Annotated in this window: 22 protein-coding genes; 8 read left to right on the top strand and 14 right to left on the bottom strand. The window is 44.4% G+C overall.

Translation table 11 applies throughout. From position 1 onward, the window contains the following. Entirely contained in the window at positions 1-582 is a 582-nt protein-coding gene (locus tag Q3W13_RS06355) for a TetR/AcrR family transcriptional regulator (protein WP_302862228.1), read from the top strand. 141 nt (positions 583-723) lie between these two features. Here the strand turns inward: Q3W13_RS06355 and Q3W13_RS06350 are convergent, their stop codons facing one another. The 4 genes from Q3W13_RS06350 to recJ all read right to left on the bottom strand — a co-directional run bounded on the left by Q3W13_RS06350 (position 724) and on the right by recJ (position 5458). After that, positions 724-1131, bottom strand: a complete 408-nt coding sequence (locus tag Q3W13_RS06350; RefSeq protein ID WP_302862227.1) for a hypothetical protein — start codon at positions 1129-1131, stop codon at positions 724-726. A gap of 120 nt (positions 1132-1251) precedes the next feature. After that, on the bottom strand, positions 1252-2772 hold the full coding sequence (locus Q3W13_RS06345) for a GH3 auxin-responsive promoter family protein (protein WP_302862225.1): 1521 nt from the start codon (positions 2770-2772) through the stop codon (positions 1252-1254). A gap of 60 nt (positions 2773-2832) precedes the next feature. After that, the gene (gene lptB, locus Q3W13_RS06340; RefSeq protein WP_302862223.1) at positions 2833-3600 is read right to left on the bottom strand and encodes an LPS export ABC transporter ATP-binding protein; all 768 of its coding nucleotides are present in this window, start codon (positions 3598-3600) and stop codon (positions 2833-2835) included. A 139-nt stretch (positions 3601-3739) separates the two neighbouring features. Continuing rightward, positions 3740-5458 carry a single-stranded-DNA-specific exonuclease RecJ gene (gene recJ, locus Q3W13_RS06335; protein ID WP_302862221.1) on the bottom strand — a complete coding sequence of 573 codons (1719 nt, stop codon included), beginning with the start codon at positions 5456-5458 and terminating at the stop codon, positions 3740-3742. A 108-nt stretch (positions 5459-5566) separates the two neighbouring features. Here recJ and Q3W13_RS06330 point away from each other — a divergent pair, with 108 nt between their 5' ends. Beyond that, positions 5567-6337, top strand: coding sequence for an MBL fold metallo-hydrolase (locus tag Q3W13_RS06330; RefSeq protein ID WP_302862219.1), 771 nt, complete (start codon positions 5567-5569; stop codon positions 6335-6337). Here Q3W13_RS06330 and Q3W13_RS06325 read toward each other — a convergent pair. Then, positions 6334-6753 (bottom strand): response regulator, encoded by a 420-nt coding sequence (locus Q3W13_RS06325; RefSeq protein ID WP_302862216.1) that lies wholly within the window; start codon positions 6751-6753, stop codon positions 6334-6336. The two genes, Q3W13_RS06330 and Q3W13_RS06325, sit on opposite strands and share 4 nt — an antisense overlap. 189 nt (positions 6754-6942) lie before the next feature. Between Q3W13_RS06325 and Q3W13_RS06320 the strand changes: the two genes are divergently transcribed. From Q3W13_RS06320 to Q3W13_RS06305, 4 genes are all read left to right on the top strand, one after another. Next, complete coding sequence (locus tag Q3W13_RS06320; RefSeq protein WP_302862214.1) at positions 6943-9363, top strand: zinc-dependent metalloprotease; 2421 nt, start codon at positions 6943-6945, stop codon at positions 9361-9363. Positions 9364-9501: 138 nt separating this feature from the next. Continuing rightward, a complete protein-coding gene (locus Q3W13_RS06315) occupies positions 9502-10518 on the top strand; it encodes a Gfo/Idh/MocA family oxidoreductase (protein ID WP_302862211.1) in 1017 nt (338 codons plus the stop codon). Positions 10519-10561: 43 nt separating this feature from the next. After that, positions 10562-11068: a thioredoxin domain-containing protein gene (locus Q3W13_RS06310; RefSeq protein ID WP_302862208.1), complete on the top strand. Its 507-nt coding sequence runs from the start codon at positions 10562-10564 to the stop codon at positions 11066-11068. 305 nt (positions 11069-11373) lie between these two features. Next, on the top strand, positions 11374-13941 hold the full coding sequence (locus Q3W13_RS06305; protein WP_302862206.1) for a TonB-dependent receptor: 2568 nt from the start codon (positions 11374-11376) through the stop codon (positions 13939-13941). A 147-nt stretch (positions 13942-14088) separates the two neighbouring features. On the opposite strand, the gene Q3W13_RS06300 is transcribed toward Q3W13_RS06305, so the two are convergent. The 8 genes from Q3W13_RS06300 to Q3W13_RS06265 form a co-directional block, all read right to left on the bottom strand. After that, on the bottom strand, positions 14089-14598 hold the full coding sequence (locus Q3W13_RS06300) for a phosphoribosyltransferase family protein (protein WP_302862205.1): 510 nt from the start codon (positions 14596-14598) through the stop codon (positions 14089-14091). A 106-nt stretch (positions 14599-14704) separates the two neighbouring features. Next, positions 14705-15100, bottom strand: a complete 396-nt coding sequence (locus Q3W13_RS06295) for a hypothetical protein (RefSeq protein WP_302862203.1) — start codon at positions 15098-15100, stop codon at positions 14705-14707. A gap of 130 nt (positions 15101-15230) precedes the next feature. Further along, the gene (gene rlmD / locus Q3W13_RS06290; RefSeq protein ID WP_302862201.1) at positions 15231-16640 is read right to left on the bottom strand and encodes a 23S rRNA (uracil(1939)-C(5))-methyltransferase RlmD; all 1410 of its coding nucleotides are present in this window, start codon (positions 16638-16640) and stop codon (positions 15231-15233) included. Between the two features lie 186 nt (positions 16641-16826). Next, positions 16827-17273 (bottom strand): hypothetical protein, encoded by a 447-nt coding sequence (locus tag Q3W13_RS06285; RefSeq protein WP_302862200.1) that lies wholly within the window; start codon positions 17271-17273, stop codon positions 16827-16829. Positions 17274-17480: 207 nt separating this feature from the next. Then, on the bottom strand, positions 17481-17678 hold the full coding sequence (locus tag Q3W13_RS06280) for a hypothetical protein (RefSeq protein WP_302862198.1): 198 nt from the start codon (positions 17676-17678) through the stop codon (positions 17481-17483). Between the two features lie 59 nt (positions 17679-17737). Then, on the bottom strand, positions 17738-17956 hold the full coding sequence (locus Q3W13_RS06275; protein ID WP_302862196.1) for a hypothetical protein: 219 nt from the start codon (positions 17954-17956) through the stop codon (positions 17738-17740). Between the two features lie 21 nt (positions 17957-17977). Further along, positions 17978-18283 carry a transcriptional regulator gene (locus Q3W13_RS06270; RefSeq protein WP_302862195.1) on the bottom strand — a complete coding sequence of 102 codons (306 nt, stop codon included), beginning with the start codon at positions 18281-18283 and terminating at the stop codon, positions 17978-17980. Next, complete coding sequence (locus Q3W13_RS06265; RefSeq protein WP_302862194.1) at positions 18280-18954, bottom strand: hypothetical protein; 675 nt, start codon at positions 18952-18954, stop codon at positions 18280-18282. Before Q3W13_RS06265 ends, Q3W13_RS06270 begins: the two co-directional genes overlap by 4 nt. A 274-nt stretch (positions 18955-19228) precedes the next feature. Here Q3W13_RS06265 and Q3W13_RS06260 point away from each other — a divergent pair, with 274 nt between their 5' ends. Next, positions 19229-19651, top strand: coding sequence for a hypothetical protein (locus Q3W13_RS06260; RefSeq protein ID WP_302862192.1), 423 nt, complete (start codon positions 19229-19231; stop codon positions 19649-19651). Positions 19652-19705: 54 nt separating this feature from the next. Continuing rightward, complete coding sequence (locus Q3W13_RS06255) at positions 19706-20890, top strand: DUF418 domain-containing protein (RefSeq protein WP_302862191.1); 1185 nt, start codon at positions 19706-19708, stop codon at positions 20888-20890. On the opposite strand, the gene folP is transcribed toward Q3W13_RS06255, so the two are convergent. After that, entirely contained in the window at positions 20879-21730 is an 852-nt protein-coding gene (folP, locus tag Q3W13_RS06250) for a dihydropteroate synthase (protein WP_302862190.1), read from the bottom strand. The two genes, Q3W13_RS06255 and folP, sit on opposite strands and share 12 nt — an antisense overlap. Between the last annotated feature and the right edge of the window lie 27 nt (positions 21731-21757).

Raw genomic sequence — 21757 nt, 5'->3', positions numbered from 1 at the left:
ATGGAAGCCGATAAAATAAAAGAAAGTATTAAGCGCGCCGCGCAGGAATTGTTCCGCAAATTCGGGTACCATAAAACCAGCGTAAACGAAATTGCCAAAAAGGCCAAAATCGCTAAAGCCACTATTTACAAATATTTTGAGAGCAAGGAAGATGTACTTCATTCTTTGCTGATGGATTATATCAAAGTGAGTGTTGACGACCTGATTCATAGCAATGCGCCGGAGGTAGACGAGGAAACTCACCTGAGCATGCTTATCATGAAAACCTGCCGCTTAAGCTATACCGTGTGTAATGAATTTATCGGTTGGGATTTTATCCGTGAATCGACTAACTCACAGGAGTTTTTAAAAAATCTTTCAAATGAACTGGAAGAAATGCTGGTAAGTGTTTTCTCGCAGCTTACCGACCTGCGCAAGCAGGAAAATTATCTGCAGCGCCTGCGCTTTCTTATCAAATGCAGCAAAAGTATCGTATTCAGCTTCGCATTCACATCGGTTAGCGATGGCGACGTGCGTAAGAATTTTGTTTCCTTTCAGAAAGAGATATTGCCTTATTTAGTGAAGGCTGCGGTAACTATTTGATTCCGGAATACGGATTTTCGATTTTGGATTTAATCGGTGAGTAGCATCAATAAAGTTGACGCCCCGAGACCTCTCAGGACAATTGATCTTCAGGAACAACATCATCGGACAGATACTCTTTGCTGTAATCTACAAAGAGGGTTATAAGTTACCATATTTATCTTTCCTGATATACAATGAGGTTACGCCATCGGGGAAGGTATTGCCAATAATCAATGAATCACCTTTTATTACCACGTAATCAAGACCCTGGTTATCATTAAAACTGATGCCGTCATAAATATGTTCACCATACGTCACACCGTTTTTTAGGACGTGAAACAGGCCCTGGTTATCTTGCTTAAAATCCGTGAAATGCTTAAAAGTGCTGTCCGCATTAAATTGCAGATAGATACCTTTGTTGGAAGGAATATCTTTTGACACACCGGCAATGGTTCCTGAATAATGCCTTAACTCCCAGGTTCCTATAATATTGGATGGTTTTATGGAGGTATCTTTACATCCCGCCATAGCGGTAATAACGCCCGCAATAAATAATAGCAATTTCATAATTGGTTTATTTGGTATTACGCAAGAACAGGGGCTAACGCTACAGATGTAAACAGGGAATTAACGCGCTCAGGCAGTAAACCTTAAAATATTATCACCTCAGAACATTTCTGCAAAAAATCACCCTACCAACTCCATCACCTTCAATATCTCATCGATATATTCCCGGTTGTTGGCCAGGCGGGGGACTTTATGCTGACCGCCCAGTTTGCCCTTTTCCTTCATCCAGTAAAAAAAGGTTTCAGGCGGCGCTTTATGAACTATCGGGCGGCGCAAGGCGAGATCCTTAAAACGTTTAGCATCGTAGTCGGAGTTGACGCGGCGGAGGGTTTCGTCCATTATATCTACAAAGCGTTCAAATTCGGCAGGTTTTTTTTCAAATTCAATGATCCATTCATGGGCGCCGCTTTCATCCCCATTAAAATAGACAGGGGCTGCGGTATAGTCGCGGATAATAGCGCCGGTTTGATGGCAGGCTTCTTCCAATGCGCGCTCTGCATTATCTATGATCAATTCCTCGCCAAAGGCATTAATGAAATGCCGGGTGCGCCCTGTAACCTGTATACGGAAGGGCGACAGCGAAGTGAATTTTATAGTGTCGCCGATCATGTACCGCCACAGCCCTGCATTGGTACTGATAATGAGCGCGTAGTTTTTATCAAGCTGAACTTCGTCGAGCGTTAATGTTTCCGGATTTTCATCATGCAGGTGTTCCAAAGGGAGGAATTCATAGAAAATGCCGTAATCCAGCATTAACAGCATTTCGCCAGGCTCGCGCGTGTCCTGGATGCCAAAGAAACCTTCAGACGCATTATAATTTTCCAGGTAATACATGTCTTCCTTCGGGATGAGCTTTTTAAACTGTTCCCGGTAGGGTGTAAAATTTACTGCGCCATGAAAATACATTTCCAGGTTAGGCCATACCTCCAGCAGATTGTTCTTTCCTGTAATTTCAAGTATCCGCTTAAACAACAGGATATTCCAGGTAGGCACACCGCTTAGACTGGTAACATTAACATCCTTGGTGGCATAAGCCATCTTCTCAATTTTTTCCTCAAAATTCTCCAGGAGCGCAATATCCATGTCCGGCGTACGGTGCAGTTCGGCCCACAGGGGCAAATTTTTCATCAGTACAGCAGATAGGTCGCCAAAGGCGGTATCAGCGCTCAACTGGCTAACCTGGTAGCTGCCGCCAAGCGTCAGTATCTTGCCGGTAAACATCCGGGCATCGGGCTTGTTGTTAAAGTAAATGGTGAGCAAATCCTTGCCGCCTTTAAAATGGCATTCTTCCAGGGCCTCCTCGCTTACCGGGATGAATTTGCTCCTGGCGCTCGTGGTACCAGAAGATTTGGCAAACCATCGTATTTCTGACGGCCAAAGCACGTTCTGCTCGCCGAGCAACATGCGCTCAATGTAAGGTTTTAACGTATCGTAGGTTTGTATGGGGACCCGCTCTTTAAACTGTTCAAGGTGAGTGATGCTTTTATAGCCATATTTACGGCCCCATTCCGTTTTTTCAGCACCAGAGATCAACTGCTCAAACCATTCCTCCTGTACTTCATTAGGGTATTTCATAAAAAGCTCAATCTGGTGGATGCGCTTTTTCATGAGCCAGGTAAATACAGAGTTAAAGATGGTCATGGGCAGTTAGTGAATTAACAATTTTAATTAATTAAAGACAGGCTAGCCACTCTCCAATCGCTATTCACCATTCACGACCTTCTTTTCATCAAACTTAAACACCTTTCTTTTCAAAACAAAATTTGTGCCCAGGTAAACTTTTCGTACCATCTCGTTAGCGGCAAGCACTTCGGGAACGCCCGATTCAAGCAGTTTACCTTCGAAAAGCAAATAAGCCCTGTCGGTTATCGAAAGGGTTTCCTGTACATTGTGGTCGGTTATCAGGATGCCGATATTGCGGGTGCGCAACTTGGCAACCATGGTCTGGATTTCCTCTACTGCAATAGGGTCTACCCCGGCGAACGGCTCATCCAGCAATATAAAATTTGGCTCTGCTGCAAGTGCGCGGGCAATTTCGGTACGGCGTCGCTCTCCGCCTGAAAGCAGGTCGCCGCGGTTACGGCGTACTTTATGCAGGCTGAACTCATCGATCAGCTCTTCCAGCTTATCTTTTTGCCGTTCTTTCGGCATATTGCCCATCTCGAGCACGGCTTTGATATTATCTTCTACAGAAAGTTTGCGAAAAACAGAAGCTTCCTGCGCGAGATAGCCGATGCCCTTTTGCGCTCGGCGGTACATCGGGTCGTCGGTAATGTCTTCATCATCCAAAAAAACCTTACCCTCATTAGGTTTGATCAGGCCCACAATCATATAAAACGAAGTGGTTTTACCGGCGCCGTTCGGCCCCAGCAGCCCCACAATTTCTCCTTGCTCCACGTTAAAGCTCACATCGTTTACAACCGTCCGCTGTTTATATCTTTTTAATAGGTTTTCTGCTCTTAATATCATTTTACTTTATGACTCCACCGGCTTAAAGATGATTTCACCGTTTATGTTTTTGTGATTTTGATAATTTTGTTTGATTTCACAGATCCTTTTTACCATGGTCTGTTGTCCATGGGTCTATTGACTCAATCAAAACTAATCTCTAGTCAGCTAATCTCTGCTCACTAAACCTTATCCCCTTCACATTCAACTGTATTGTGCGCCGCTCCTTCCAAACGTTCTCTTCTATGGTATAACACATATCGAAGCGGGCGCCGTTTGCCATTTTGGGTACATATTCACCGTGTCCGAAGGCAATACAGTCAAACATGGCCGAATCGTCCTGCATCACTGTCATCTTTACATGATTCTGGCCTACAATGTTCGGTACTCCGCAAACATACACGTTTTTGCTGAGGAATACCGGCGCCATATTTTCCGGTCCGAACGGCGCAAATTGCTTTAAAACCCTGAAGAACTTGGCATCTAACTGGCTTAAACGTAATTCTGCATCAATTTGTATTTGCTGTATTAATTGCTCAGGTTTTATTGTAGCACTCACCACCTCTTCAAACCGGTTAATGAAGGCCGGCAGATTTTCGGGATGCATGGTGAGCCCTGCTGCATACCGGTGGCCGCCAAACTGGATAAGCAGATCGCTGCATCCGCAAAGCGCCTCGTACAAATCAAATCCGGCTACAGACCTTGCAGAGCCCGCCACATGACCATTAGAGCGCGTTAATACGATGGTTGGCCTGTAATACTTTTCCGTAAGTCGCGATGCAACAATGCCGATAACTCCTTTATTCCACTGCTCGTTAAATACTACTGTTGATTTCCGGGTAATCAGCTCATCGTCTGCCTCTATCATCGCAAGAGCTTCCTCGGTTATCTGCAGGTCATGGCCCTTGCGCTCGGTGTTATGGGTATTTATCAGCTCGCTTTTCTCGGCGGCGGCTTCGAGCCCGGTATTAATCAGCAGTTCTACTGCATGCCTTGCATGGTCTATCCGGCCGGCTGCATTTATGCGTGGTCCCAGAAGGAAAACTACATCTGATATGGTATAATGTTTCCCGCGCCCGGCAACTTCCATCAGCATTTTTACACCCATGCAAGGGTCATTGTTAATTTTTTGCAGGCCCAGATGTGCCAGCACACGGTTTTCTCCGGTTATGTGCACAATATCACAGGCAATGCTGATGGCTACCAGATCCAGGTAACATTCTATTTCGCTGAAGGGTATGTCGTTCTTTTCGGCGTAAGCCTGTATCAGCTTAAACCCAATGCAGCAGCCCGAAAGTTCCTTATAAGGATATTCGCAATGTGCCTGTTTGGGGTCGAGGATGGCAACTGCGGCAGGCAACTCGTCACCAGGCAAGTGGTGGTCGCAGATTATAAAATCTATGCCCCTGGTGCTGCCATAAGCAACTTTGTCGACCGATTTTATGCCGCAATCCAGCGCAATAATCAGCGTGAAATTATTGTCGGCCGCATAATCAATTCCTTTTGCAGAAATTCCGTAGCCTTCCAGGTACCTGTCCGGGATATAATAATCGAGCTTATCGTAATATTTGTTAAAGAAACTATAAACCAACGAAACTGCGGTTGTACCGTCAACGTCATAATCGCCATAAATTAAAATCTTTTCGCCGGCAGCCATAGCGCCTTCAATACGAAGAACAGCCTGCTCCATTCCGGCCATCAGGAAAGGATCGTGCAAATGCCGGCTATCAGGGCGAAAAAAAAGACGGGCGTCTTCAAAAGTCTTAATTCCCCTGTGTATCAGCAATGTACTTAATATCGTGTCGATATTCAACGCGGCGGCCAGATTCCTGACATCGTCATGATCAGGATTATCGCGTACCACCCATCGTTTATTCATATCTTTGCGGCTTAAAAAACAGTAAAGATAGAGGTTAGATTTGAGATGTGGGATATGAGCGTGAGATAAAATCAGCCTGCCCGGTAATCCTGTTAAACATTCGCACCTATGAACATATTCCCCCTGGCCGAAGGCTCATATTCCGTTGATGCATCCAAAAAGTTTATCCCTTTCAACCCGGAGATTGATAATCCAAAAGACAGACCCGCCTCACTTTTTATCCATGTAAATCCCTTTTTGGTTCAAACGGATACGGATTTGATTTTGCTCGATACCGGACTTGGCTATAAGGACACCCGGGATGAGCTGTTTTTGCATCAGCATATCCGCAATGCCGGTTTCGACCCGGACGAGGTGACGCTGGTTATCATGTCGCATCTGCATTATGACCATTCCGGGGGACTGGTGGTTGAGCGTAGCGGCAGGCTGACGCCGAGTTTTCCCCAGGCCAAACATATTATTGCAAAACAGGAATGGGAAAGGGGGCTTGCAGGCGGCTCATCATCTTATCATAAAGAAATATTCGAAGCACTGTCCGGCAAAATTGATTTGACGCTTGTTGAAGGCAGCGGCGAATTTAACCCCGGAATAAGGTTTGAACATTCAGGCGGCCATTCACCATACCACATGGTGATTTGGATTGAAGACAGTAGCGGAAAATGCTTTTTTGGCGGAGACGAATTACCTGAACCAGAACAGCTTATCAGAAAATTTATTGCGAAATACGATTACGATGGAAGGAAGGCAATGCAGCTGAGGGAACAGTACGGCAAAATAGCAGCAGCCGAAGGTTGGACCTGCTTATTTTATCATGCAAAATCGCTGTGCGTTGGTAAGGTTAATTATAACGGGGAGCATTTTATGGTTACGCCCGCTTAAGCAGGGTCTTCCACTTTAAACAGCTCGACAATTTTTTCAACATTTAACGGTTTCGAAATAAAGTCTTTAACCAGCGGGTACGAACGCGCCTTATTGATATCGTTACTGAATACCGAGGATGAAATAATATAAATTTTGCATTTGCCCTGTGGGTCAATGTTCAGGCGCTTAAACTCATCCAAAAATTCCCACCCATTCATTATAGGCATGTTTATATCCAAAAGGATATAATCAGGCAGCTTTTCCGGATCGGCTTTTTGTAATTCCATCAGTTGGTCAATGGCATATTTCCCATTAAGGCATGCCATTATTTCGGTATTTACAAGCGCTTTTTTTATTAACTTGATAGAGATGAAATTGTTAATCTCGTCATCATCAACAAGTAATATACTAACTGCTCTGCTGTTAAATTCCATATTGGTAAATTCTGATATACTTTATACGCAAGAAAAAATAAAAGGTTATATTCCTTTTAAGAATTAATTGCATCAGGTAATAATTGTTAGAGATATTACAGGTGTAAGGCAGATTACCCAATCTTATCACCTTATTGGGTAATTTTAATTAAAATTAATACATTAGGCTGAACATTCCAATAGCTTAATATGAAAAAAATTTACCTGTTGATTCTACTCTCAGTTAATTTATTGACCGTTGCAACAGCTCAGAAATCTGCCGGCATCAGTACTGCAACTAAGGGATTAACTCCTTACAAAGGCTACTTTAACTTTTACTGGGATGAAAACACAGGACGCATATTATTGGAGGTGGACAAGTTGAATACAGAGTTCTTGTATGTGAATTCCCTTCCGGCCGGCGTTGGTTCAAATGACTTAGGCCTCGATCGCGGCCAGATCGGCGACAGCCGTATCGTAAAATTTGTAAGAAGCGGCCCTAAGATATTACTGGTACAACCTAATTATAGCTATCGCGCCATAAGCAACAATCCTGATGAGCGGAAATCTGTTGAGGAAGCTTTTGCGCAGTCGGTGATATGGGGCTTTAAAGCAGAGGCGATAGAGGGCAATAAGGCGCTTATTGATTTTACCCCTTTTTTGCTTCGCGATGCTCATCATCTTGCAGAAAAACTAAGCGGCCAGGGTTCTTATAGCCTGGATGAGTCGCGCTCGGCAGTTTATTTGGATAATACGAAGGATTTTCCGGACAACTCTGAATTTGAGGCTACAATAACTATCGCCGGCCCCGGCCGCGGCAGTGAAATCAGTTCGGTAACGCCAGACCCTAACGCGGTTACCGTGCGCATGCATCACTCGTTTATCAGGCTGCCTGACAATAATTATAAAATCCGAAAATTCGACCCGCGCTCCGGCTTTTATGATGTAGACTATATGGATTACGCCACACCTATAGACCAACCTATTGTTAAAAGGCTATTAAGCCGGCATCGTCTGCAAAAGAAAGATCCAACTGCTGCCATGAGCGAAGCGGTAAAGCCAATAGTTTATTACGTTGACCGGGGCGCACCTGAGCCCGTACGTACTGCGCTAATGGAAGGCGCGTCGTGGTGGAACCAGGCATTTGAGGCTGCCGGTTATAAAAATGCGTTCCAGGTAAAGCTGCTGCCGGAAGATGCTGACCCTATGGATATACGCTATAATATTATCCAATGGGTACACCGCTCAACAAGGGGCTGGTCATACGGCGCTTCTATCAACGATCCGCGTACAGGCGAAATAATTAAAGGACAGGTTTCATTGGGTTCATTACGCGACAGGCAAGACTTCCTGATCGCCGAGGGTTTGGTACAGCCTTACGAAGATGGTAAACCGGTTAGCGATAAGATGATGAAAATGGCCATCGCCCGCCTGCACCAGCTGGCCGCGCACGAAGTTGGCCATACGCTTGGCTTGCAGCATAATTTTGCAGCCAGCGTAAATAACCGTGCATCCGTTATGGACTACCCGCCGCCTGTGTTTACCTTAGCTCAGGACGGAACGGTGGATTTGTCGTCGGCCTATACTACCGAAATTGGTAGCTGGGACAAGCGGGCTATTTTATATGGCTACCAGGATTTTCCGGCAGGTGCAGATGAAGACAAAGCCTTAAAAGAGATTTTGACGGAAACACTGAAGCAGGGCCAACTGTTTATCACTGACGAGGACGCACGTCCGGCCGGCGGCGCGCATCCTTTAGCCCATCTTTGGGATAACGGCAAAAATGCAGCTGATGAACTGAACCGTTTGCTGGATATCCGAAGGAAAATTTTGAACAATTTCTCTGAAAAATCCATTCGTCAGGATGCGCCTATGGCCACTCTTGAAGAAGTACTGGTGCCGGTTTACCTGATGCACCGCTACCAGGTAGAAGCCGCGTCTAAAATGCTGGGTGGCATTTATTACACCTATGCAATTAAGAATGACGGGCAGCCAACAACCCGGTTTATTCCTGCGGCCGAACAATGGAAAGCATTTAATGCGCTGATGCAAACTATCAGCCCGGCTACTTTGGCTTTGCCCGAAAAGCTGATAGAAAAGATTCCGCCGAGGCCAGACGGTTACCCAAGAACGCGTGAGCTGTTTAAATCACGCACAGGGTTAACTTTTGACCCGATGGCCGCTGCTGAAGGTGCTGCTGGGACGACATTGCAGTTTATGCTGCATCCGGAACGGGCGGCAAGGCTGGTTGAATATCATTCGCGTGATAATACACAACCTGGATTGATAGCAATTGAGGACAAGCTGATAGCCCAGACCTGGAAAGCGCCGCAGCAAAACGGTTATAACGGCGAGTTACAAAGGCTGGTGAATAATCTTACACTTAAGCAGTTACTAACGCTTGCCGCAGATAGTCACGCTGTCGAGAGTGTCCGTGGTATTACCATGATGGAAATAAACGGCTTGAAAACATGGATGCAGGGCGCCGTAAAAAACGCCCAAACAAACCAAAAGGCTAACCTGGTGTTCGGCTTATCGCAGATAGCTGCATTTGAGAAAAATCCCGGGCAGTTTAAGCCGGCAGAGCCGGTAGGGATGCCTGACGGAAGTCCGATAGGAGAGAGCGATTGATTTCGAATTTATATGGATTTGTCATTTCGACGGGGAACGGGGAGAAAACTTTTGCAACATAAATAATCCGCCATGCAGGGTTTCGGATTTTTCTCACCCTCGTTCGAAACGACATAGACGATAATTTTTATAAAACCTATGTCAAAACCAATAATAACTGGCCTTATGGCCTACGGAATGTCCGGCCGCATATTTCATGCGCCGTTCTTAACTACTAATCCCGGCTTTAGGCTAAAGGCCGTTGTTGAGCGCCACGAGAAAAAGGCTAAGGCTCGCTACCCGGATATAATCAGCTTAAATTCGATTGACGAATTACTGGCTGACGATGAAATCGAACTGGTAGTGGTGAATACACCGAACAATACGCACTTTGATCTAACGATGCGGGCGCTAAACGCCGGCAAACACGTATTGCTCGAAAAGCCTGCAGCTGCAACAGGTGCAGAGGTTAAAGCCATGTTTGATCTGGCCCGGGAGAAGAACCTGCACCTCCTCATCTACCAAAATCGCAGATGGGATAGTGGCTTTTTGCAAACTAAAGAAATTATTGAAAGCGGCCGTTTGGGTGAGTTGATCGAAGTGCACATGCGCATGGACCGTTATAAAGCCGCTATCGGTGTCAAATCTTTTAAAGAAAAAAAGGCAAATGCCGCCAACGGCCTTGTATACGACCTGGGCCCGCACCTGATTGATAACATTATCGCGCTGTTTGGCAGACCCTTGGAGTTTTACAAAACTACAGGTATCTACCGTGAAGGTTCCGAAGTGCCGGACTATTTTAATTATCACCTGAAATACCCGAACCAGCTAAATGTTTACCTTACATCCGGTTTGCTTATTGCAGAACATTTACCCGGATTTGTGGTGCATGGTACCCTGGGCAGTTTTGTTAAGGGCCGGGACGACGTGCAGGAAGCTCAGCTCGATGCAGGCATGCTGCCAACTGATCCAGCCTATGGCATTGAACCTGAAGGCTGTGATGGCAAGCTGGTAATCATTGGGCTGGATAACCAAAAGACAATCGAATATTTAAGGCCTCCGAAAGGAGATTATAACGGTTTATTTACCGCCGTGTATCATACAATCCGGGATAATGCGTTATATCCCGTAACAGAGGAGCATATCGCCTGGCAATTAGAATTGCTTGAAAAATAAAAATATCGTATATATGCCCACGAATTACCCGCAGTTAAACACAATGAAGAAATTAGTATTATTTGTATGCCTTTTAGCAGCTGTAGCCTGCACCAATGCACAAACACAACCCCAGCAGTTTGTACCCCCTGCTTATATCCCGGAATATAAAATATTAACGACCGATAGCGTATATGTTACTCCCGCCAATCTTAAAAAAGATAAGGGTACTGTGATAATTTACTTTGCGCCTGATTGCAGCCACTGCCAGCGGATGATGTTTGAGCTAAAACCGCACCTGAAGGAGTTTAAAAACGTACAGGTTATCATGATTACATTCGTGACCAACCAGGCGATAAAAGCGATGAAAACCTTTGCCCGCGATTATGGGATCGATAAATATCCAAACTTCACTATCGGTACCGAGGGATATACTTACAAAGTACAGCAGTTTTACCATGTAGCGACTACACCCTACCTCGCATTTTACAATAAAGCCGGTAAGCCCGTAAAATACATCGCCAAAGAACCAAAAACTGAAGATATTTTGGCAGCGGTGAAAAAATTATAGCGCAAGGTTTGTTATAATATTAACGCAGGGGGCGTATCGCATACGCCCTCTGCTATAAAGCAGCAATACAGACAATTTTTATCCGCAGCTTTTTGAGGGCGTATGCGGGTGCGCCCCTGCAATAATATAAATACATTTAGCGTGTAAGGTTAAATTCTTAAGACATTTTGCGCTTAAAAGAACTGCTGCTTCCGACTATCACTAATGACTAATTCTGTCCACCGTCACCAAAATATTACTAAAACCCATCAATAAAGTTACAAGCATCATTGTTGTATAAAACCTAAAAAGGTGATTTTTGCGGCATGAGCCCCAAACTAATCAGGACATTACTTTTTGTCTTTATAATATCCTCGTTTTCATTAGTAAAAGCGCAGCAAACGACGGCTGGCGGTACTATTTCGGGGAGGCTGGTTGACGCAGCCAACAATCAGCCGCTTGAACTGGCCACGGTTTCTGTAGTCCGTAAATCCGACAATCATACAGTAAAAGCCATGCAGACCGATCTTCAGGGTAATTTTTCGTTATCGGGTATCGAGGATGGCGTTTATCAGTTCAGGGCAACTTATGTGAGCTATTTATCTTTTTTGAGGGATACTTTACGTATCGCTCCGGGAAGACGGACTGTCAATCTTGGCGAAATTAAAATGAGCCAGGCCAAAGGTGTTTTAAAGGAAGTTACTGTAACCGCTCAAAAAAGCCAGATACAGCTCGGTATTGATAAAAAGTCATTTAACGTTGAGCAAAGCCTGGTTAGCCAGGGTGGGTCGGCTACCGATTTACTGAGCAATGTGCCATCCGTCCAGGTAGACGTAGATGGTAACCTGAGCCTGCGGGGATCAACCAGTGTTAAAGTACTGATCAATGGCAAGGCTTCAGCCTTAACGGGCGGTAATATTGCTGATATATTGCAGTCTATCCCGGCGAGTTCAATCGAAACCATTGAGGTAATTACCAATCCATCATCAAAATACGATGCTGAGGGACAATCGGGTATCATCAATATCATATTAAAAAAGAATGCACAGAAGGGTTTTACCGGCTCCGCATCGGCATCGGTTGGCACGCAAAATACTTACAATGGCAACTTTAACATAGCCTACCAGAATAAGGCAGTTAACGTATATGCTAATTACAGTTATCGCAAGGGTACGCGTATAGGCAATGGCTTTAGCAATAAAACTACCATAGCCGATTCGATTAACCAATTTCAGAATCAGATCAACGACCAGCAGTTTACTTTCAGGGGACAGAATATACGCAGCGGTATCGATATTAATCTTGACCCTAAAACAACTTTAGGTTTTTCAAACAATATCAACATCCGCAATCGTGACCGTGTATCATCCGGTTTAACTACCATTACGCAAAATGGAAATTTATTGCAGCGGATAACCCAGGCTAATAACTCTACAGGCAGCGGAACGAATCTTGACCTCAACCTCGATTTCAATCATAAATACAAAAAGAAGGGCGAGGAACTGAGCGCAAACATCAATTATTCGAAAGATAAGAATGACGGTTTTGATGATTTGATCAGTCAATATGATGTGTTTAATCCTGCCTCAAGCCTATACACACGCCAGAACAATACCAGTATCGGCCGTGAGCACGACTGGAATTTCCAGGCTGATTTTACTGATCCCCTTAAGAATGGTAAATTTGAAGCGGGCATACGCAGCCAGATTAACCAAAGTGACGATAATTATATTGCAGATACATTAAACAATACGACCGGCTATTTCGACTACAATTCATTTTTGAGCAACCACTTTATTTATAAGGAAAATATCAATGCGGCTTATACCAGTTTTCAGCACCAATTTGGCAACTTCGGCGTGCAGGCAGGGTTGCGTTTGGAGGATTCGCATATCCGAACAACGTTAATGGATGCTGCCGTTCAGAACCACAAGCAGGATTATCTTCGTCTTTATCCAAGCATATTTTTAAGTGATAAGCTGAGCGAAAACCAAACGCTGCAATTAAGCTATACACGCCGCGTACAGCGTCCGCGCGACCGGCAGCTATCTCCGTTCCTCGACCAAAGCGATAAGCTGAATTATCAGCAGGGTAACCCCGACCTGCGTCCGGAAGATACGCACTCGTTCGAGTTAAGCTATATTAATTACTGGAAAAGCCTGACGCTGACATCATCGCTGTATTACAGGCGTACCAATGGGGTGATACAGCGCATCACCACACCGCTTACGCCAACAAACCTGGATACTACGCTTACAACCTTTGAAAACATTAAAAGTGCTTCAAACGCAGGTTATGAGCTGATTGCCAAGCTAAGCCCCAGCCCGACACTGGATTTAACCGGTAATTTGAATATTTATTACCGGCACCTCGACGGGGATGCGGCGTTGAATTTGGCTACAACCAGTGGTTATGCCTGGAACGGTAACCTTACTGCTAATATACGGCCATTTAAAAAACTCGGTATTCAATTACGCGGAGATTACCAGGCTCCACAGGTGATACCCCAGGGTAAAATGCGGGCTATGTATGCCATGGATGGCGGTCTAAAGTACGATATCACCAAAACAGTAAGCCTGAGCGGTAACGTGCGCGACATTTTTAACACCCGCAGATTTCGCTCCGATATAAATTATAACACCCCATACCTGGCCAGTAACCAGGTAAGCGAACGCAGGTGGGCAACACGGACTGCGATATTTACTTTGTCGTGGCGCTTTGGAAACAACCTGCCTCAAAAGCGAAAGGAGAAGAGAGATAACAACCAACAGCAGGACCAGGACAATAGTATTCCTGATGACGGCGGCGGTTTGCAAGGCGGCGGTGGTAATCCGGGAGGTGGCGGCGCACAGGGAGGCCCGCAGGCAGTGAAACCTAAAGGAGGCGCACGTTAATTTAGCCGTAAGTCCAAAGTACTTGGTCTGAAGTCAGGTGATTGGTACAGATCATCGAACACAAATTATGCAACAGACATCGCTCTGCAGAAACGTAAAGGCCCGCTGAATGCAGGCCCTTACGTTTTAATATGAGGATGGTTATCCTTATCGCAGGTAGACGCCGTCTTCCTGGCCTTCCTCGTCTAATACAACATCAACAAACTCCTTTAAAACGGTTGATAATGCCATGCCGGCAAAGTCGGTGATCATCGGAAAACGTTTGTGATTGCGGTCAATCAAAACCGCAGTACGTAATTTCTTAAGCGGAACATCACGAAATACGCCGAAGCCATATGCCAGGGTTTTGCCGCTGTTCAGCACATCATCAACCAAAATAACCACCTTATTGCTGCAGTCCTGCACATCGAAGCCGATGTTGGCATTCAGACTGGTGCTTTGTTTGTCCAGCCCGATGCCTACAAAGGTGGTTTTGAACGGAGCTATATCGTCCAAAATCGCTTTCAGGCGTTTGGCTATTTTGTCGCCGCTGGGCAAGATACCGGCAATGATGATCTCTTCTTCCTCAAAATTGTCTTCCAGTATCTGGTAGGCAATACGGTCGATCTTTTGCCGAATTTGTTGCTGGTTTAATATAAGAAGGTGTTTGTCGGGCATGTCGGTATAATGTTGTAAGATTGCAAGTTGTTTTATTGCATCAGTTACCGTTGTAAAGGTAAAATTAAGCTTTCAACATTCCAACTTTACAACGTCTCAACTGCGGTTACTTTGCGTACGGAAAATAAACAAAATTCGCCCCTTCAGGCACCACCACAAAAACGCACATATATTCATTCGGATTTTTGTAGCTGTTGATGAAGCGCTCTTTCAGTATTTCCTTGATTACCCCTTTCTCTATAAATTCTTCCATTGTTGAGGCATGTATGCTCCATTCTGTATTTAGATCATGACGGTCAAGTATCAGCTCGCCGAGGTTTATTTGATGCTGATGGGCAACGAAAATCGGATATTCAGAAAACCCTTCCATGATGATCTCCAGGGCAACCTCGCGGATGGATTCGTTAAAAAACTTTAGATCTTTTTCCAAACTTATCAGCGGACTTTGCCCCTTAGGTTGTCCGTCATTACGGTCTTCGTTTAAAAGTTCTTCGGGTTCCATTTTATTGTTTTTTGTGATTTCACCGATCACTAATTTATAATTTCACCGATTTGAGGATGATTTCATTAATTGTTTTAATTTTTGATGACTTCTGCAGCTTTGCTATGGTCTATCGGCTATGGTCCATGGCCTAACTGTTCCTCAAAACCAGCAACACCACATTCTCCACATGCTGCGTGTGCGGAAACATGTCTACCGGTTGAATTTTTATAACATCGTATTTCTCTTTTAGTACCAGCAAATCCCGGGCCTGGGTGGCGGCATTGCAACTTACATAAACAATTTTAGGCGATTCAATTTCCATCAGGCGGGCTACCACATCAGGATGCATACCTGCGCGGGGTGGGTCGGTGATAATTACGTCTGGTTTGCCATGTACTTTTACAAAATCTGCAACCAGCACATCCTTCATATCACCCGCATAAAATTTGGTATTGGTGATGTTGTTGATGGCTGAATTTATTTTAGCGTCTTCTATGGCTGCCGGTACATATTCCACGCCTACAACCTCGCGCACGTGGCCGGCTATAAAGTTTGCAATGGTTCCCGCGCCGGTATAGAGGTCGTACACCAGCTCGTTGCCGGTGAAGCCCGCAAAATCACGGGTTATCTCGTATAATCTTAAAGCCTGTACCGAGTTGGTTTGATAGAACGATTTCGGGCCGATTCTGAACTTGATGCCATTCATCTCTTCGTAGATAAATTCAGGCCCCTTCCAGGCAATTACTTCCTGGTCGAAAATGGTATCGTTCTTTTTTTGGTTGACGATGTACAGCAGCGAGGTAATTTCCGGAAAGTTATCTTCCACAAACTGCATTAGCTGGTCTATCTGCGTTTGCTCAACATAAGCAAACACAACAATCGCCATAACCTCGCCGGTTGATGAGGTACGTACGATCAAATTACGCAAAGCGCCTGAATGAGCTTTTAAATCATAAAAGCTATAATTGTTTTGCAAAGCAAAATTTCGGATGGCATTTCGTAAAGTGTTGGAAGGCTCATCCTGCAGCCAGCAATGATTAATATCGAGTATCTTATCAAAGCGGCCCGGAATATGGAATCCCAGGGCATTCATATTCAACGCCTCGTCGCTTCGGTTCTCGCCATCAAATAGCCAACGCTTATTGCTGAAGGTGTATTCCAGCTTGTTGCGGTAGTATTTATCGACAGGGGAGGCCACAATTTCATCCATCTCTTCAATGTCGATCTTTGCTAACCTGGTTAAGGCATCGGCTACAGATTTTTGCTTAAATTTTAACTGCGCCTCATAAGTCATGTGCTGCCATTTGCAGCCGCCGCAAATACCGAAATGCTCACAAAAAGGTTGTGTGCGATATTCAGAAGGTTTTTTCAGCTGTGCGATCTTCCCCTCGCCAAAGTTTTTCTTACTGCGGTAAACTTCAATGTCAGCAACATCGCCCGGCACGGCCTTTTCAACAAAAAGCACAAAGTCACCGGCTTTGCCTACACCCTTGCCTTCTTCGGCGATATCGATTATCGCAACATCTTCAAAAAACTTCTTTTTAGCAACTTGATTCATCAGGGTGCAAAGGTAAGAGTTTTAGTTGTTGTAAAGTTGCAAGGTTGTAAAGTTGGAAGGTTATCTGGACTTACCTGCAAAAAGAAAAACCGGCTGCGGGACACAGCCGGCTGGGTTGGGACAGAACGCACCCACTTAACCCAAACCCATAGTCCGCCTCAACGCAGACTTTGGGTGAATTCCGATTTAATTTATGCCCGGTTCCATAAACCACTCAACCCTTAACTTATAGAGCAGGCTGCCTGCACCGATGCAGAAGCAATTGCATATCATCAGGCCGAGGTAATTGTTATTATCATTAAAAAAGCCATCCTGCAATAGCGTAACCCGGAAAGTAACGATGGTAAATAAAACGCCGGTGATAAAAATGATAGTCATTCGCAGATGCGGCCTTAGAATATGCCTGGCAAGTATTGTGATGACGATGTAGAATAAAAACCAGGTGGCCAGGGAAAAGAATAACTCAAATGCGGCATAAAATAACCATATATTTATTACCGAACCGATAGTAACTTCCGGAGTTTGCCAGCTTAGCCTGCCGCGGCAGATCTCGATAAGAATAAAAAGGATTGGTGCGGTAACTACGCTGGTTAGCCAAACCCTTAAGCTGTATAAAAATGTGTTTGATGTCATGGTGTGAGTGTTTTGATTTAACTGTGTAATTTCTTTTACGGGTTTGAGGGAGTACGGATAGTGAAACTGATCATGATCGCCAGGATAAAAAGAATTGGTAAAGCAACTGAAAACCAATAACCTAACCTGAATAGGTTTTCTCTGAAGCGCTGACTGTTAGCTGGATTAAAGAGAATATCGGCCAGCCAGCCCAAAGTATAAAGTATATTAGCGATGAAGATCATTATCATAGGCGCGTCCCTGAAAAAATATGGTAAATAAGGTTACTTCGAATTCTTCTTTGGGGGCTATAATCGCTTCGCCCAATAAACAATAGAGCATAAAAGCTACAAAGCCTGAAATAATAAGCCCTATGTTATATTTTAATCTTTTTGACCACCACCACTGTCGTCTTCCTTTTGCCATATTAATCATATTTCTTTTTTCAAATTACTTTGTGTTTCAAAGTAAATGGGTAAAAAAATTTAGTTTGATTTATCCGTAATCATATTTTCCCTGTCCAAACTTGTCAGTATAAGGTATGAGTTAAGCGCAAGCAGACATATTAGTACGACGCACGAAATAATTTCGGGCCATGAGCCGCTTACGCCGGCGTAAATGGCGTTGTAAAATATCCAAAGCACAAACAGCAGGTTACCGAAAACGGCCGCGGCGTACATCAAAAGGACGGATTTTTTTTGCATAATACCGGTTTTAGTTAAAAATTAAGTGGTCTTCTGTTGTTTTATCAACTGCTCCAGTGCATCAAGGTGGTCTTTAAACGCTTTCTTCCCTTTTTCTGTCGATTCGTACGTGGTGTTCGGTTTGCGGCCAAGGAAAGCTTTATGAACCACAATATATCCCTCTTTCTCCAACCCTTTAAGGTGCGAAGCCAGGTTACCGTCGGTGGTTTCCAGCAGTTCTTTAAGCGAATTAAAGTCATACCGGTCGTTTACCACCAGTACACTCATAATCTGCAACCTCAGGCGGTTCTCAAATGCTTTATCAAGTTTTTCAAAGGGGATCTTCACCTGTCGTATTTAAAGTACATTACGCTGCCATACACAATATGCAGCACACCAAAACCAATCGCCCAAAATAGCAAACCATAGCCGGGTACACAAGCCGTAACCAAACCCAATAAAACATCGCAAAGGCCCAGGTACTTTATCTCGTTGAAAGTGAAATTGCTGGCGCCTACCAATGATAATCCGTAAAAAATAAGCGAAGCCGGTGCAATAATGCTGTAATGGCCGCGATAGATAAATATCAAAATTAATAAGCCGCCCGTAAACAACGGCGTCGCCATATAAAACAGCATCGACCGGCTGGTTTTGCCCCATATTGGCTGACCTTTACGTTTTGCCTTGCGAAGGGAAAAAACAATGCCGGTAATTATTGAAAGTACTAAAACAACAAATGCGATAGCCATCAGCTTCAATTCCAGCATGCTGAAGCTATGGCCGGAAAGCAATCCCGTAGCTGACAAATCATTATTTGTACTTTCGCTGTCTGCAACCGGTATGTGGTTATAAATAATATTATAAGCCAGTGCTGCACCTGCCAGTGCATAAATTCCGGCCAGTATTCCCGAGAGTCCGCTAAGGGATATAAACTTGGATGAACGCTCCATCAGGTTTCGGATGGAGGCCAGTTCGTTCTGAATTTCTTTTTCTTCCACGTAAAGTACTTTGTTGTTCAAAGTAAAAGAAAGAAATTGGGATTTGCAAATAAAAATTTTATTCGGAATCCGGGTTTTCCAATTCGGATTGGTCAGGTGGAAATTTAGTGATGTAATAATATGGAAGAAGTTTCAAAATATTGTTCAGCCTGCCCGCGATAAATAACTTTTTAATGAATGCAACGGAGTACTTTGCGCGTATCATTTCTTCCCTAAAAAATCCTCACTTAATAATATCTTTGATGAAAATGACAAGCAACTTTTGTTAGCTGCTCAACCCGAATTCTACGTGAATATGATGAGAATTTTTAAGATACTCTGCTTTATAGCAATCGCCGCCGCAATTACCGCAGGCTGCAAAAAAGGCACTAAAGTGATGCCCATTAACCTTGCCAATACCAACAATGTTTTTGGCAAGTGGGAGCTGAGAATTGAACGCGGCGGACTTCAACCGGATAGAAACTATCCGGCCGGTAACGGCGAAGGTATCCAGTTAAATATTGACAGCACCTACCAGTATTTTAATAAATCGGGAACAGGCACGCAGGGTACTTATCATATCGCTCCCGATATTCATTCAATGACCCCAATGGCATTAAATCTTATCTATTTTGACCAGGCCACTCATGGCGACCCGATCATCCGTAAAACAGACACCTTATTGATTGGTGACAGTTCAGCCGATGGATTGACTTCTATATATGTACGAATAAAATAGCGGGAATCTTTATATCTCCGTTTAAGTTACTACATTCGGAGAGGTAATCCCGCTATGTCTGCAAACACCTTTAAGCCTTTACAGCAATCAAAGCACGTACCGGTGGTAGATGTGTTACGCGGCTGGGCCCTGCTGGGTGTGGTTGTAATGAATTATTTCGACATTTCGCAGCTGGTTTATCCGCATGAATCTCACCAGGTATTAGCTGAAAAAATCATCACAGGTACTACTTCCGTGCTTTTTTCATCAAAATCATGGACCTTGCTAAGCTTTTTGTTTGGCTATGGTTTTGCGGTAACTATGCAACATGCCAGGGAAACATCGGCTAATGGGAATGTTTTCTTTTTGAAACGTATGGCGCTTCTTTTATTGTTCGCATTGTTCAACAGCATGTTCTTTTTCGGGGACATCCTTAAGAATTACGCGGTGCTGGGCGTTTTGCTGCTCCTGTTTAATAAATGCAGCGCAAAAACATCGGCATATATCAGCGCTTTGCTGTTCCTGCTGATACCGGTGCTTACGGCGCTTGTTCCGGCCATTTTTGGAAGTGTTGACCTGAAAACTCTCTCGCCATACCTGCCGCTCTTTAATAGCAGTACTTTATTCGATGTCCTCAAGTTTGGCCTGATCGGCACGTGGAAGGGCCAGGTTACCGACCCCAATTTAGCTGTTACCGTCCACAGCATCATGTTTTGCTGCTTTTTATTAGGACAAGCGGCGCAGAAGTCAGACTTTTTTACATCGATAGAAAACAAACCTGCATTATTGAAGAGAATCTGGCTGATAAGCTTTACAATCACCATTGCCGGCACTACATTGTCGCTGATATTTTCTAAGCCGGTATTTATGAAGCATTATTTCGATACAGATTACTGCCTGGTATTAATTACAATGGTATTTATTGCCACGTCGATTTGCCGGCTATATTTCAACAAAAAAATTATGCCGCTGCTCGTACTATTACAACCCACCGGCAAAATGACCTTAAGCAGCTACATGGCTCAAAATATAATCAGTCTTTTGTTGTTCTCAGGCTTCGGCCTGGGGACGTTTATTACCGGTACTATACCGCAGCTATATTGTTATGCCATTGCCATCGTAATTTTTGTTATGCAGCTGCATTTAAACCGATGGTGGCTCTCTAATTATTATTTCGGACCAGTGGAATGGCTATGGCGAAGATTAAGCTACGGAACAACACTCCCGTTTAAAAGAAGCCAAACCAAATCACCGGCATAATTCCCATATCTTTATGGCTTGCACAGCTTCTTTAACATCGTGTACACGTAAAATATCAGCCCCTTTGGTTAAGGCGATGGTGTTTAACGCTGTCGTGCCATTAAGTGCTTCATTGGCTGTGATACCAAGGCTGCCATATATCATTTTTTTTCGGGATACGCCCGCAAGCACAGGCAAACCAAGCATAGCAAAATCCTGCAAGCGGTTCATGAGGGCATACCCATGCTCCGGCTTCTTAGCGAAGCCAAAGCCTGGGTCCAGGATAACATCATGAATCCCAAGCTGTTTAAGCAGGTAATATCTTTCGGCGAAATAATCGTAAACCTCGGCAAATACATCGTCGTAGACAGCCAGCTGGTTCATAGTTTTTGGGGTGCCTTTCATGTGCATCAGAATATAAGGCGCCTGCAAACGGGCGACTGTTGCAAACATGTCCTCGTCCAATTGTCCGCCACTGATATCATTAATGATATGCGCACCCGCTTTTATCGCTGCCTCCGCAACCTGCGAGCGAAAAGTATCGATTGAGAGCACTGCTTCCGGCAATTGCTTTATGATGGTTTCAACCACCGGCAGCAGGCGGTCAGTTTCCTCCTGTATTGAAATATCCTCCGCTCCGGGGCGGGATGAATAAGCGCCAAGGTCCAGGAGGTCGGCGCCGTCATCCAGCATTCTGCGGGCTTGCTGTAAGGCATCGTCTATACCCTGCTTCCGGCTTCCGGCATAAAACGAGTCGGGTGTAAGGTTGATAATGCCCATTACCTTCGGCCTGTTTAAATCGATCAGTTTACCGCCTGCATTCAGCGTTGTCTTTTTATGAAAAGATGTATCTTTAGCCACGTGATGTTGTACTGTTTGAAAGTTGTA

It is taken from the genome of Mucilaginibacter sp. L3T2-6, assembly GCF_030519355.1.
Taxonomy (GTDB): domain Bacteria; phylum Bacteroidota; class Bacteroidia; order Sphingobacteriales; family Sphingobacteriaceae; genus Mucilaginibacter.
This window is presented reverse-complemented; position numbering and strand designations above follow the sequence as displayed.

Excerpts from the sequence above, each read along its gene's own strand:
- Q3W13_RS06355 (WP_302862228.1), top strand. The coding sequence starts at position 1 with ATGGAAGCCGATAAAATAAAAGAAAGTATTAAGCGCGCCGCGCAGGAA.
- Q3W13_RS06350 (WP_302862227.1), bottom strand. The coding sequence starts at position 1,131 with ATGAAATTGCTATTATTTATTGCGGGCGTTATTACCGCTATGGCGGGA.
- Q3W13_RS06345 (WP_302862225.1), bottom strand. The coding sequence starts at position 2,772 with ATGACCATCTTTAACTCTGTATTTACCTGGCTCATGAAAAAGCGCATC.
- lptB (WP_302862223.1), bottom strand. The coding sequence starts at position 3,600 with ATGATATTAAGAGCAGAAAACCTATTAAAAAGATATAAACAGCGGACG.
- recJ (WP_302862221.1), bottom strand. The coding sequence starts at position 5,458 with ATGAATAAACGATGGGTGGTACGCGATAATCCTGATCATGACGATGTC.
- Q3W13_RS06330 (WP_302862219.1), top strand. The coding sequence starts at position 5,567 with ATGAACATATTCCCCCTGGCCGAAGGCTCATATTCCGTTGATGCATCC.
- Q3W13_RS06325 (WP_302862216.1), bottom strand. The coding sequence starts at position 6,753 with ATGGAATTTAACAGCAGAGCAGTTAGTATATTACTTGTTGATGATGAC.
- Q3W13_RS06320 (WP_302862214.1), top strand. The coding sequence starts at position 6,943 with ATGAAAAAAATTTACCTGTTGATTCTACTCTCAGTTAATTTATTGACC.
- Q3W13_RS06315 (WP_302862211.1), top strand. The coding sequence starts at position 9,502 with ATGTCAAAACCAATAATAACTGGCCTTATGGCCTACGGAATGTCCGGC.
- Q3W13_RS06310 (WP_302862208.1), top strand. The coding sequence starts at position 10,562 with ATGAAGAAATTAGTATTATTTGTATGCCTTTTAGCAGCTGTAGCCTGC.
- Q3W13_RS06305 (WP_302862206.1), top strand. The coding sequence starts at position 11,374 with ATGAGCCCCAAACTAATCAGGACATTACTTTTTGTCTTTATAATATCC.
- Q3W13_RS06300 (WP_302862205.1), bottom strand. The coding sequence starts at position 14,598 with ATGCCCGACAAACACCTTCTTATATTAAACCAGCAACAAATTCGGCAA.
- Q3W13_RS06295 (WP_302862203.1), bottom strand. The coding sequence starts at position 15,100 with ATGGAACCCGAAGAACTTTTAAACGAAGACCGTAATGACGGACAACCT.
- rlmD (WP_302862201.1), bottom strand. The coding sequence starts at position 16,640 with ATGAATCAAGTTGCTAAAAAGAAGTTTTTTGAAGATGTTGCGATAATC.
- Q3W13_RS06285 (WP_302862200.1), bottom strand. The coding sequence starts at position 17,273 with ATGACATCAAACACATTTTTATACAGCTTAAGGGTTTGGCTAACCAGC.
- Q3W13_RS06280 (WP_302862198.1), bottom strand. The coding sequence starts at position 17,678 with ATGGCAAAAGGAAGACGACAGTGGTGGTGGTCAAAAAGATTAAAATAT.
- Q3W13_RS06275 (WP_302862196.1), bottom strand. The coding sequence starts at position 17,956 with ATGCAAAAAAAATCCGTCCTTTTGATGTACGCCGCGGCCGTTTTCGGT.
- Q3W13_RS06260 (WP_302862192.1), top strand. The coding sequence starts at position 19,229 with ATGATGAGAATTTTTAAGATACTCTGCTTTATAGCAATCGCCGCCGCA.
- Q3W13_RS06255 (WP_302862191.1), top strand. The coding sequence starts at position 19,706 with ATGTCTGCAAACACCTTTAAGCCTTTACAGCAATCAAAGCACGTACCG.